The sequence below is a fragment of the Oerskovia sp. Root22 genome, assembly GCF_001429135.1.
In the GTDB taxonomy this organism is placed as follows: Bacteria; Actinomycetota; Actinomycetes; order Actinomycetales; family Cellulomonadaceae; genus Oerskovia; species Oerskovia enterophila.
The window spans coordinates 68,078-80,390 of record NZ_LMIL01000004.1; the positions used below are offsets into that span (position 1 = coordinate 68,078).

The 12,313-nt window shown below is 68.8% G+C and carries 10 protein-coding genes and 1 tRNA gene; 7 read left to right on the forward strand and 4 right to left on the reverse strand.

The genetic code is table 11. From position 1 onward, the window contains the following. The first annotated feature begins 35 nt into the window (after window positions 1–35). The 5 genes from ASE15_RS04685 (at window position 36) to ASE15_RS04705 (ending at window position 2,705) form a co-directional block, all read left to right on the forward strand. A tRNA-Leu gene (locus tag ASE15_RS04685) sits at window positions 36–109 on the forward strand. Window positions 110–445: 336 nt separating this feature from the next. Further along, a complete protein-coding gene (locus ASE15_RS04690) occupies window positions 446–835 on the forward strand; it encodes a hypothetical protein (protein WP_056761910.1) in 390 nt (129 codons plus the stop codon). 246 nt (window positions 836–1,081) lie between these two features. Next, window positions 1,082–1,468 carry a hypothetical protein gene (locus ASE15_RS04695; protein ID WP_056761912.1) on the forward strand — a complete coding sequence of 129 codons (387 nt, stop codon included), beginning with the start codon at window positions 1,082–1,084 and terminating at the stop codon, window positions 1,466–1,468. A gap of 66 nt (window positions 1,469–1,534) precedes the next feature. After that, the gene (locus ASE15_RS04700; RefSeq protein WP_056761914.1) at window positions 1,535–2,143 is read left to right on the forward strand and encodes a hypothetical protein; all 609 of its coding nucleotides are present in this window, start codon (window positions 1,535–1,537) and stop codon (window positions 2,141–2,143) included. 133 nt (window positions 2,144–2,276) lie between these two features. Beyond that, complete coding sequence (locus tag ASE15_RS04705) at window positions 2,277–2,705, forward strand: hypothetical protein (RefSeq protein ID WP_056651517.1); 429 nt, start codon at window positions 2,277–2,279, stop codon at window positions 2,703–2,705. Here the strand turns inward: ASE15_RS04705 and ASE15_RS04710 are convergent. Further along, window positions 2,689–3,309, reverse strand: coding sequence for a hypothetical protein (locus ASE15_RS04710; protein ID WP_056651515.1), 621 nt, complete (start codon window positions 3,307–3,309; stop codon window positions 2,689–2,691). The genes ASE15_RS04705 and ASE15_RS04710 overlap by 17 nt on opposite strands. 200 nt (window positions 3,310–3,509) lie before the next feature. Here ASE15_RS04710 and ASE15_RS04715 point away from each other — a divergent pair, with 200 nt between their 5' ends. Together ASE15_RS04715 and ASE15_RS04720 are read left to right on the forward strand one after the other, a co-directional pair. Beyond that, on the forward strand, window positions 3,510–3,797 hold the full coding sequence (locus ASE15_RS04715; protein ID WP_056761917.1) for a hypothetical protein: 288 nt from the start codon (window positions 3,510–3,512) through the stop codon (window positions 3,795–3,797). A 234-nt stretch (window positions 3,798–4,031) separates the two neighbouring features. Continuing rightward, the gene (locus ASE15_RS04720; RefSeq protein ID WP_162259120.1) at window positions 4,032–4,712 is read left to right on the forward strand and encodes a PAS and ANTAR domain-containing protein; all 681 of its coding nucleotides are present in this window, start codon (window positions 4,032–4,034) and stop codon (window positions 4,710–4,712) included. A gap of 78 nt (window positions 4,713–4,790) precedes the next feature. On the opposite strand, the gene ASE15_RS04725 is transcribed toward ASE15_RS04720, so the two are convergent. From ASE15_RS04725 to ASE15_RS04735, 3 genes are all read right to left on the reverse strand, one after another. Continuing rightward, the gene (locus tag ASE15_RS04725) at window positions 4,791–7,781 is read right to left on the reverse strand and encodes a glycoside hydrolase family 3 C-terminal domain-containing protein (protein WP_056761921.1); all 2,991 of its coding nucleotides are present in this window, start codon (window positions 7,779–7,781) and stop codon (window positions 4,791–4,793) included. Window positions 7,782–7,933: 152 nt separating this feature from the next. Continuing rightward, the gene (locus ASE15_RS04730) at window positions 7,934–8,347 is read right to left on the reverse strand and encodes a hypothetical protein (RefSeq protein ID WP_056651503.1); all 414 of its coding nucleotides are present in this window, start codon (window positions 8,345–8,347) and stop codon (window positions 7,934–7,936) included. A 123-nt stretch (window positions 8,348–8,470) separates the two neighbouring features. Beyond that, complete coding sequence (locus ASE15_RS04735) at window positions 8,471–10,840, reverse strand: glycoside hydrolase family 3 N-terminal domain-containing protein (RefSeq protein WP_235534165.1); 2,370 nt, start codon at window positions 10,838–10,840, stop codon at window positions 8,471–8,473. Window positions 10,841–12,313 lie beyond the last annotated feature (1,473 nt).

The window sequence follows — 12,313 nt, forward strand, 5'->3', positions numbered from 1 at the left end:
CGCAGCGGGCCCCTTGAGGTCCCCTGACGGTCGATGCCCCGGTAGCCCAACCGGCAGAGGCGTTCGGCTCAAACCCGATCCAGTGTGGGTTCGAATCCCACCCGGGGCACCTCTACGTCAGGCCCGTGACCTGCGGAAGCACTCCATCTCGCCCCTCTCAGAGCGGCCAGATGTGACGACCGTTTCACGTAGGCATCCAGAAGCACCTCGAAACGGCCAGGTGCTGTACGACACATCCCAGAGGCGCCTGGACATCAGCGGCTCTGCGCGCCTGAGGCGACCGCAGCACGGCCCCCGTCGCGCCGGGCCGGCGTGGTTCGTCGAGCGACCGGATGGGTACCAGTGCCCATCGCCCGTTGCTGCTGCCGGGTGCGAAGATCCTCGAAGCCCACCGTCACGATCGACCGTCGCGTCCAGCTCGAAGCGCGACGACGAAGGAGCCGTCTTGAGAACTCGACGAATCGCCGTAGCGGTCTTCACGGCCTGCGTACTGCTGCTCGCGACGGCAAGCGGTGCCTCCGCGGGCACGTCGGGCACTGTCTACAGTGCGGGCAGCTACGCGAAGGCGACCTTCGCCCCCAACGACCCGGGGTATCACAGCGCATACGTCAAGGTCATCGACAACCGCAAGGACGGCGCCAGCGCCGTCGCGCAGGTGACGTTCGACGGGACCACCAAGACCTACAGGGCGAGCGACGGTGTGGGCTCGAGCGTCACCTGGTTCCCCGGTGGCATCTCACGGGGCGAGTCGGTCTCCGTGCGCGCGTGCCGACAGGACGTCTCGGCCGGCGGCCCGATCAAGGACTGCGGCGCATGGAGGACGTTCATCGGCTAGGCCACGCACGACAAGGCGGGGTGTCGCGCGGCGTGCGCAGCGCCCCGCCTTGTCGGGGGTCGAGCCGTGGGTGGTGCACGGCGCCTGCCTGGGGACCGTGACGAGCCCTGCTAGTTCCTACGAATCACGTGCAGGAGAACCATGGCTCTGCCCCCCGACCCCCGCGCGACCGGGGGTCTCGCACCATCGCTCGCCAGCTCGGCTCGTCGCCGACGGCGATGGCTGGTCCCACTCGCGGTATCGCTCGTGCTGGTTCTCGTCGCCGTCGCCGCGCTCGTCGTGCACGTCGCGATACGCCCAGATCGTGAGCGCCGCGCGAACATCCGTGCGGTGGCGACGGCATTCGACGACTGCGACCTGGGCCTCGTGGGCGCGAACATCGACCGTGACGACGGGTTCGTCGACTTCGGGGAGGTGGGGGCGGTCGTGGGCCCCTCCTGGGGAGACGTGGCGTGTCTTGCCGACGCGCTCGAGATGCCGCGGGAGTGCCTCACGGAGCTACAGGCCCCCGGGGACGGTCTCGACCAGGAGGAGTACCGGTGGGGCGCGTACATGGCGCTGCGCATGCGGACCGGCAGCGAAACCCACGTCTCCGTCTATCACGACTGGTGGGCGAAGCCCTACGAGCGCTGAGCACACAGCCTGGAGCCGACTCACCCCGGCCGCAGCCATCCGCGACACGACTGGAGCCCACCTCGCATGAAGATCACCCGACGACGCGCCCTGACGTCCGTCGTCGCCCTCACCATCGCGCTCTCGGGGTGCAGCTCGAGCCCGCCGCGCCCCGGAGAGCCGCAGAGCGCTGCGGACACGATTCCGCACGATGCGGAGACCGGACAGACTCTCGACGAGGCTCGAGCGTCCATCGAAGCGATCTCGGGCATCGCTGTCACCGAGTTCACCGGTGGTGGTAGACCCAACGTCAAGGGGAACACCGGCTACACGGTCGCCCTCACCATCGAGCCCGGCTACGTCGTGGACTACGGCGACCTGCTGGTCGACTTCGTCGTCTGGTCGGTCTGGTCGGTCGGCGAGGGGTACATGCCGAACACGCAGATCGAGATCAGGACCAGCACCGGCGACGGCGAGCCGTACTTCGACCTGTCCGCGAGCGGCGCCGGTGCTGGGTGGACGTACGGGCCGGTCCGGGAGAGTGCCCAGCACACCACCCTCGTCGTCCCCCTGTCCGAGGACAGCCCCGAGGGCGCCCTCAACCTCAAGAGGCTTGCCCGCGAGGGTGACTGGCCGGGCGCGGTCCCGGACGCGCTTCCAGACGACGTCACCAGGACCGTCGGCCACGACGGATGAGATGACCCCAGGTTTGCTGCCCGCGAAGGCCACGGAGCACCGAGGCCGCTGACGGCGGTTCGTCTGAGCACCCGCCGGGAACACACCAGAGGGCCCGCTACGGGCCGGCCCAGGTCGAGATCAGGAGAGAACCATGACGAAGCCACCCGTCCACCCCGTGCCGGCGGACCCGTCGACGGGGCCCGTTCCCCTTCGCTACCCCTACACCGGTGCCCCGTACCCGAGCTACCCGCCGCGGCCAGCGATCCCGCCTGCGGCGTTCACGCGTGGGTACCGGCGAACGGCGTTGGCGCTGGTCTGGATACCGGTCGCGCTGATGGTCACAGCGGGGGTGCTGAGCGTTGCCCTGCTCGCGTACGCCGACAGCGATCCCACGAGCAACTCCGGCGCAGGCTACCTCGCGCTCTTCGTGTGGGGCGTGATGCTCGTCGGTGGCCCGGTCCTGCTCGGCGCGTTCGTCCCGGGGTGCATCATGCTCTCCCGCTCCGGACAGGCTCGTGCCGTCGGGAGAGCCGCGGGCTGCCAGCCGCCCCCGGTCACGTCGGTCAGACCAGGATCGTGACCACGACGACGAACACCGCGACGAGGACGAGGAGCACGCCGAGCACGACCAGCAGGCTGAGGGCCACGGGGTGGGCCTGGCGCCAGGGAACGAGGCGGGGATCGAGCGTGCGCAGCTGTGCGGGAGTGACCGGCTGGTGGATCGGCGTGAGCGGGACGCCGCGGTGCGCGAGGTCGAGCGCCAGGGCCGAGAGCTGCTCGCGGTCCCACATCTGCCCGACGAGCAGGAGCAGGCGCTTTCGCGGCCCGACCACGACGAGATGATGGGTCGGCGCGGTGCCCATGAACCCCATCTGGTCGATGGTCACCACACGTTCCACGTCGGCGACCGTGAACCTCTTCGGCCGCCCCCAACCCTGCATGGTGACGGAGCCGTCGCCGAACGTGACCCGTGACCGGTCAGCCATACGGCGCGCGAGAAAGTACACCAGCGGGACCATGGCGAGCACGAGGCACAGATAGCCGAGGGCCAACCAGACGTTGCGCGTCGTGATCATGGTCGTGAGCGCGTTCAGCCCGAGAAGCGGGACCAGTATCGCGGTCAGGGTCAGGTTGGAGCGCACCACCTGGCGCTTCGCGGCGTCGTGCAGGGTCAGCTCGGTCATGAGACACATCGTCCCATCATCAGCACGGTCACCTACTGCGCTGGGGAGGGTGCCCGCCGTCGTTCTGCTGCACGGCTCGACCGCCGCTGCTGGGCACGTCGAGTGGTCCCCCTGCCGATCGACACAGCGTCCCGGTGCTACGTCGACCGAGCATGGCTGGTGTACGTTCCCCCCGTCGGTTCGACGATCAGGGGGAACACATGTCCGAGGCGGTGCGTCATCCACGACGCGAGATCCCGTGGGGACCGATCGCGATCGTGGCCGCCGGTCTCGCGTTCGTCGCCGTCGGGGTGTTCCTCTCCTTCGGCTCCGACGGCGGGTTCATGTACGACTCCGTCTGGTACTACGCCGACCAGGACGGCGAAGACCTCGCATGGACCACCGAAGCGATCAGGGCCAACCGCGCGATCCTCACCTATGCGAGCACCTTCACGATCTTCGGCCTCGCCCTGGTCGCGCTGGGGTTCCTCCTGCCCCGCGCCGAGTAGCTTCCTCGTCCCAGCGGACCAGGCAACCCGAGGCGATCGCGAACCCGACGATCGCTTCGACGGAGGCGCCGACGACGAGACCCACGGCGCGTACTGCACCTGCGGTACGGCGACGAGCAAGATCACGACTCCGGTCGAGGTGCCCGATCGCCGGACGCGGGATCCTCGACGAGTGATGGGCACGAGGTGGTGCCGAGCACCGAGATGAGCCCGCACCCGAAGGAGCCCCGCATCATGACCATCGCCCCCTCCCGGCACGAGCCGGTCACGGCGTCACGCTCCGGCGCCGCCGTCGCCACTCCCCCGGTCGGCCAGTTCCGCTACGACCTGGCGTCCGGGTGCTGGTGGTGGTCGCGCCAGACGTACGCCCTGCACGGCTTCGAGCCCGACGACGTCACCCCCACCACCGAGCTGTTCCTGGCCCACCGTCATCCCGACGATCGTCCCGACGTCGAGGAGGCACTTCGATGCGCCGGTGAGGACGGCGAACCCTTCACGAGCGTGCACCGCATCGTGACCGCCCGTGGACGTGAGCGGACGGTGTGCCTCGTAGGACAGGGACGCAGGGATCGCACGACCCATCGGGTCGTCGAGGTGATGGGCTACCTGACCGACCTGACCACCCCCCTCGCTCACCGGGCAGGAGCACTGGCCCAGGACCAGATCCGGGCGGTCGTCGAGCACCGTGCCACGATCGAGCAGGCGAAAGGCATCGTGGCCCTCACGTGCGACGTCAGCGCGGACGACGCCTTCAGCGTCCTGCGCGCAGCGTCGAACGACCACAACGTGGCCCTGCGCAGGCTCGCGGGCTGGGTCGTCGCGCTGGCCGAGCAGCTGCCGCCGACCGAGGACTGCCGCCGCTCGGTCAACGAGCTCCTCGAGCACCCGCACGCGCCGCACCCCGGCCGAGGGTGACCGGGAGCAGGAAGACCTTCGCCCCCTCCTGAGCAGCTGGAGGGGGTCGGCTGCTCGGAAGGGGGCGAAGGTCGGCTGTCAGACGTCAGCGCCGACGGGGGTCCGCTCTGACGTGGAGACGGACGAGTCCGCCTTCCGGTGCCGCAGGACGCGGCGGGTCACCATGAACCCACCGGCGAGGACGAGCAGACCGATCAGCACCGTCGCACCGATCTGGATGTAGACCCAGGTCGGAGGCGTGTAGCTGACGGTCGCGCCGGGCGCGAGCCCGTTCATGGCGTTGGAGTTCGCGACCGTGAACAGGATGTTGTGGGTCGCTTCCCGGATGTCGCTGACCGCCTTCGCCGACGTGGTGTCCACGAAGGACTTCGACGGCTGGAACGTCAGGGTGAGGTCGGTGCCCGCACTGATGCCCTGGTTCGGGCTCATGTACGGGTACAGGTTGAAGTCCGAGATCGCGAAGCCCTCGAAGCCCCACTCGCTGCGCAGCACGTCCGTCATGAGCGCCTCCGAGCCGCCGGCCCAGGTGGCACCGATGCGGTTGAACGAGCTCATGATGCCGCCCGCGCCGATCGTCGTCTCCGAGATCGTTCCCTCCGCGTCCGACACGTACTGAACGTCCATGGAGATGTTCTTGACGGCCATCTCGAACGGCTTGAGGTAGATCTCGCGGATCGTCTGCTCGGTCGCCCACGTGGCGATGCCGTTGTTGACGCGGTTGGTCTCCTGCTCGTTGAGCGCGAAGTGCTTGAGCGTGGTGTACATCCCCTTGCTCGCCGCCCCGTTGGCCACCGAGGTCGCCATCGCGCCGGAGAGGAACGGGTCCTCCGAGTAGTACTCGAAGTTGCGACCACCGAACGGCGAGCGGTGCAGGTTGATCGCCGGGGCGTACCAGCCGTTGATGTCCTTGAACATCGCCTCGTTGCCGAGCATCTCGCCCATCGCCGCACCGAGCTCGACATCCCACGTCTGCGCGATGAGGAACTCCGACGGGTAGGCGACGCCGTTGATCGAGGAGTTGATGAACGAGGAGAACCCGGCGGGGCCGTCGGGCTCGACGGTCTGGGGCTTGGCGATCGAACCGATCGCGGCCGTCTGGTAGGCACCGTTGAGCAGCATGCTCGTCATGTCACCGACGGCGATCGAGTCGAGCAGCTCGTCCCACTTCGGGTCGTCCTTCGCGAGGCCGCGCATGTCGACGAGGGTCAGGTCGGTCTGCGCACCGGTCGTGGGCATCTCGCCGTCGAACGCAGCCGCTGCGGCGTCGGCGTCCCAGGGCTGGAAGCCGGCCTGCACAGCCTCGTCCGCGACGAGCATGTCCGCGGTCGGGGCCTTCGGGAAGGTCCCTGCGAAGTCCGCGCGGGACATCATGAGGATCTTGCCGTCGGTCGGCTCGGAGCTGAACTGCGCCGACACGTCGTCGAACTGGTTGGTGACCTCGGCGAGGTCCGTCGAGCGGTGGTTGTCGCCGGAGTACACGACGTCGGAGTCGACCGTGTACGTGATCGGCTCGGTGCCCGGAGCGAGCGTGTGGGAGTCGGTGCGCAGCGTGATGGCGTAGTCGCCCGCCTCGAGGACGTACGCGGCCTCGTCGAGGTGGTCGTAGGAGGCCATCTCCTCGACCGCGAGGTCGATCGTGACGGTCTCGCTCGCGCCGGGCTCGAGCAGACCGGTCTTGGTGAAGCCGCCGAGCACGACCTCCGACTTCTCGATGCCGCCGGCCGTGTAGGGCGCGCTGTAGTAGAGCTCGACGACGTTCTTGCCCGCGGTCGTGCCGGTGTTCGTGACCTCGACCGTCACGGAGATCTTCCCGTCGACCTCGCCGGCCTCGGTGCTGACGACCTTCCAGGCGAAGTCGGAGTAGCTCAGGCCGTACCCGAAGGGGTAGACGACGGCCTCGTCGTAGTCGATGAAGCCCTCGGCCGCGGCGGTCTCGTAGTAGCGGTAGCCGAAGTAGATGCCCTCGGCGTAGTTCACGAACGGGGCGTCGGACGTGAGCGTGGCGTTGGAGGTGGCCTTCTCGATCGCGGGGACCGGGAAGGACGCCTCGATGTTGTCGTAGACGAACTCACCGAAGTTGGCGAACGTCGGGTCGGCCGTGAAGTCGGCCGCCCAGAGGTCCGCGGTACGGCCGGACGGGTTCACGTCGCCCGCCAGGATGCGACCCAGGGCGCTGAGGCCCGTGGCGCCCGGCGACCCGGCCAGCAGGATCGAGTCGATCTCAGGGTCGTCCTGGAGGGCGCCCATCTCGATGGTCGTGGAGGAGTTGACCACGACGACCACGTTCTCGAAGCTCGACTTCGCGAGCTCGATCATGTCCTTCTCGTCCTGGTTCAGCTCGAGCTGGTGCTGACCGGGCTCGGCGTTGTCGTCCCAGCCGGTCATGTCCTGCGTGAGGTCGCCGCCCTCACCACCGGGCCGGCCGACGAACACGACGGCGGCGTCGGAGTAGTCGGCGAACGACGCGGACTGCGCCTCGTACTCGCCCACCGGGAGCTCACCGATGTAGTAGGTGGAGATGTCGGGGCGGTCCATCTCGATGTACCCCCGAGGGTTCTCCGCAGCGAACGCCTCGATCGTGGTGAAGACCTGGTCGTTCACCTCGAAGCCGGCGTTCTCCAGCCCGGCGCGGGCGGTGACGGCCGAGTTCGTGTCGACCGAGCCGGAGCCCGAGCCCCCGAACACCGGGTCCGCGGCCGCGCGACCCAGCATCGTCACGCGCGAGCTCGTCGCCAGGGGAAGCGTGCCCGCCTCGTTCTTGGCCAGGACGATGCCGCCTGCGGCGATCTCCTCGACGAGAGTCTTGGCCGCCTCGTCGACCTCCTCGATGCTGCCGAAGTCGGACGTGTAGTACTCGGTGTCCCAGCCTGCAGACTCGGGCGCGTTCGTGAACTCGTACGTACCGGAGCCGAACTGGGACGCGACCCAGCCGCCCGCGACGTTGAGGCCCACGTTCGCGACGACTGTCACGACGGTCACCGTGGCGAGCACGGGGGCCCAGATCCACAGGTACTTCTTGTTCGACATCGGCTTCTTCTGCCGGTCGGCGTTGTTCGCCTTGGCGTTCACTGCATTCCTCCTCGAGTGCGGGCAGCGATCAGGTCATGGGGATCGCCGGCTTGCGCCGCGGACGTGACGCACTGCCAGCGTCTCGTCGTGATTGGTCGACGGCCCGGTCCGCGGACGTCGTCTGGCCAGGGACCGGGCGGTGCTCCGTAGAGCTACTCCGACACCTCGGAGATCTTTCCGTCCTGGTCGATCTGCCACGTCTGGCCGGTGGCGGCCGAGTCACCCTCGATCGTGAACTTGCCGTCCTTGATGTCGACCGTGCCCTGCACGCGCGACGCTGCGTCCGAGGCCGTGAAGGGCACCACGAGGAGGCCGTACTTGACGGTCGGGGCCTTGACGTCGCTGGCAAGCATGATCTGGGCCCAGGAGTCGTCCTCGGCCAGGGCGTCCGTCACGGCCGTCTTGGCGTTCTCGAGGTCGTCCTTGATGTCGACATCGGCTGCCTGCTCCGCGGAGGCGTTCGCGCCGGAGTCGCTGTCGCCGCTGCCGCAGGCGGTGAGCCCGAAGAGCCCGGTCAGGCCCAGCACGACGCCGAGGCCGGTGGTCAGCACCTTGTTCTGCTTCACTTCTGCTCCTTGATGAGATCCGGCCACGAGCACACCCCGCGGCCCGGGCGTCGGCGCGTCCATGGACACGCCGACGCCCGGGTGACCGCCGGCTCGCGCCGACGGCCACCCGGTGCGTGGCCGTCAGTCGGTGATCGGCCCCGAGTAGTTCAGGCCGAAGCCGTAGTCGTACGCGTTGCCCGCGGCGTCCGTGTAGGGCGTCATGTCCTTGGCCACGTCCTCGAGCTGTGCCTCGACCGTGTCCATGTCCTTCGGGAACTGCATCGGCAGGCGGCCCTGCGGCTCGTAGAGACCGAGGGCGACCTCGATGAGCGCCTTGTCGCTCGTGCCGAAGCCCACGACGATCGCGTCGGACCGGCTCTCGAACTCGGCCGGGACGACCGGGTTGATGGCCTTGAGCACGGTGACCACCGGGATGTCCTGGCCGCTGGCCTCGATCGCAGCGACGGCACGGTCGAACGCGTCGAGGTCGGACTCGTTCGCGATACGCGACGTCTTGCCGAAGTACGAACGGTTCTCCCGGCTCCCGTCGGCAAGGATGTCACCTGAGATGGACGTCTGGCGAACGTTCGCGCCGTCGGCGGTGTAGGGGCGGTACTGCAGGGACAGGGGGTACCACTCACCGGTCGTGGCGTCGCGGCCGGCCTTGGTGAAGTTGCTGCCGCTGTCCGGGCTGTCCATCCCGACCAGGACGAGGTCGACCTCGGACAGGTCGGGAGCGGTGTAGCTCGTGACCTTGCCGTCGGCGTCGGTCACGGCCTCGTCCGTCACGACCTCTGCGAAGAACTCCTTCGCGACCTCGACGTCGATCCCCTCGCCCTCGACGTACTCACCAGGACCGAACGCTCCGTCGAAGCCCGTGTTGTAGTTGCGCGGGATGTAGACGGTCTTGTCCTTCCACGCCGCGGCGTCGGAGGCCGAGATCGTCTCGCCGTCGTTCTTCAGCATGACGACCGAGTCGAGCTGCGCCGAGTAGCCGGCCTCGATCTTGTCGTCGGAGGCGAGGACCTTCTTGGACTCGTCGAGGTCCAGGTAGGCGTTCTCGTACAGGCCCGGGTTGAAGAACATCGTGAGGATGCGCGCACCGGACTCGCGGAACCGGGAGTCGGCGTCGATCTCGTTGACGCCCGCCTCGAAGTCCGCCTGCCACAACGCGTGCGCTGCGAGCACGGGTTCGATCGCATTGTTGCCGCCGAACATGTCGTGCCCGGTCTTGAGGATCTCGTAGTGTCGCTGGTCCACCGTCAGGTCGCCCGCGCCCCAGGCGGTGCCGAGCTTCGCGTCGGGGTCGGTCACGGACGTCGTGACGCTCCAGTCGGTGACGACGACACCCTGGTAGTTGTTGTCCTTGCGGAGCAGGTTCATGCGCGCGTCGTCGTAGGCCGTGCCGACACGCTCGCCGAACAGCGGCTCACCGTTGCCGTCGAGAGCGATCGAGTACGCGGTCATGACCGCGGCCGAGTCGAGCGAACCGAGGAACGCCTTGGTGTGGGCGTCGAAGTTGTCGCCCGGGTACACGCCGTACTTGCCGACGTCCGTGTGCGACTCGCGGCCGCCCTCGCCCGGACCGTCACCGGCCCAGTGCTTGATCATCGAGTTGACCGACTCCGGCCCCCAGCCGTCCTGGCCCGTCGTGCCCTGGTAGCCCGTGACGTAGGACGCCGCGAGCTCGGTGTTCTGGTCGACGTCCTCGCCGAACGTGCCGCCGACGCGCAGCCAGCGCGGCTCGGTCGCCAGGTCGATCTGCGGGCTCAGGGCCGTCGTGATGCCCAGTGCGCGGTACTCCGCGGACGACATCTCGGCGAACGCGTCCATGTGCTGGGTGTCGAACGTCGCGGCGAGACCCAGGTTGGAGGGCCAGCGCGAGATGTCCGCGCCCTCGGCGTTGTAGCCGCCGCTGCCTGCCGTCGAACGGGGGTCGGAGGCGAAGTTCACGGGGATGTACGGCTCGTCGGCGGTGGCCAGCGACTCGGTGTACGCCTGCATCGCGTTCGCCCACGTGACCGTGGCCTGGACGTCGCTCGGGCCGGCGTGCAGCACGTTGCGCAGGCGGGAGTCCTTCAGGTACTCCTTCTGGGCGTCGGTGAGCCCGTCCGCCTGGGAACGCTCGTGCGAGCTGAACAGCATGAGACCGGCGATCTGCTCGACCGTGAGCTCCTCGCTCAGGGCCGCCGCGCGGTCCTGAGCGGTCTCGCGCCAGTCCTCCCAGGTGTCGAGGGAGCCGTTGGCGTTCATGTCCTTGAACGCCAGCTTCTTGCCGTCGACCTCCTCGGTCAGGAGCTCGATACCGCTGTCCGCGCCGTAGGAGAGGACCGGTCCGTCACCGGGGTTCGTGACGACCACGAACTCGGTCTTGCCGTCCGTGACCTCACGTGTGGTGAAGGCGCTCGAGTCGTTCGTCTCGTTCTCGTCGGGGGTGCCGCTGGTGCATCCCGCAACCGCGATCAGGGCGATCGCCGAGAGCGCCGCCGCTCCCTTTGCCCCTCTGGTCATCTTCTGGCCTCGTCGTGCCGCCGTAGTCTTCATCGACATCCCATTTCGTCGCGCTTGCGGGTGTACACGTGTGTGTCTCCTTCGACTCTTCAAGTGCTGCCGCGCTCTAGATGCCCCCTCGTGGCAACATCGATCGCGTGGACCTGGGCGACGTCCCCGTCGTTCCTGGTCCGTGCGAAGCTGCGGTTCCTCTGGCACACCTCGTGTCCCATCACCGGAGCCCAGCGCACCCATCACAGCGCGCCCGGCAGCACGCTCCGGCCCGTTCTGCACAACCTGTCGATTTCAGCGCACAAACTGTCGACGGCTCCGAGATCGAGCACGGCGAAGAGGCGCACTGTCAGTGGCGGAGGGCTTGTCCCGAGTCATCAGCACCGGCGTTCCACGGCGCGACGCTGTCGGAGGCCGAGCAGGCCTGTCGCGGAGCGAGGTGCGCCGACCGCCAGTCGGCGCTGCAGAGCGAACGCCCGCGCTGCGCGACGGCGACCGCGGAAGCAACGGACTTCGAGGGAGCCGTGACAACGGTCTCGCGCGCGATCGGGCTGGCCTCGCCGGGCCCTGGCAGATGCGCGGGGCCACCGAACATCAGCCCCTGGGTGCGTGCTCTGATCCCGGCCCGGAGCACTGGAGGTCCTGTCCAGCGAGTGAGGGGCTGGGTGCCGCGGGTGCCGGGGTCTCCTCGCCCGAGGGGAGGTTCGTGTGTGCGCGTAGCCACCACGATGGTGGTGGCTACGCGCACGACACGACCTGGGGATCCTGCTGTGTTCGCCGGGCAGAGGGCTCAGCGCGGGCCGGGGTCATGGCCGGCAATGGAGCTCGTGGGCAGGGCCGCGGGCAGGGGCAGGGGTGGGCCGGGGCGCTCGTGCGGCGACGGTGCCGACCAGGGTCCGGCCTCCACGCGGGCTGGTGCCGGGCCGGAGGCTCGCTTTGGCCGGCGATGGAGCCCGGGTCGTGACAGGGGCGGGCCAGGAGCCCAGGAGCTCCTCCTCCGAGGGGAGGGTGGTGTTTTCGCGTAGCCACCACAATTGTGGTGGCTACGCGAAAACACCACCGGGGGATCTCCTGCTGTGCGCCGGACAAGGGCTCGCCTGGGGCCGGCGAAGGAGCCGTGCGGTGGCCGTGAGCAAGGGAAAGGGGCGGGGCCGGGCCCAGGTGCTCGTGCGGCTACGGTGCCGGCCAAGGTCGCGAGCGGACTGGTGCCAGGCAGCGGACGTGGCGCGAGCCGGGGTTGCGGGGCGAGCGATGGGGCCCGGGACGGGGGCCATCGCATGCCGGCCGGGGGCGTGGGTGAGCCGGGGACTGTGGGGCGCGTGCTGCTACGGTACCGGGCTCGTCGTGGCCGGGTTCATGGGGTGGTTTCGGCGGAGCTTGGGCGCGTCAGTTGAAGCCGATGACGCGTTGGGCGGTCTTGTAGGCCAGGACGGAGATGCCGCGTCCGGGGCGTCCGGGCAGGTTGGAGATCTGGTGCAAGGT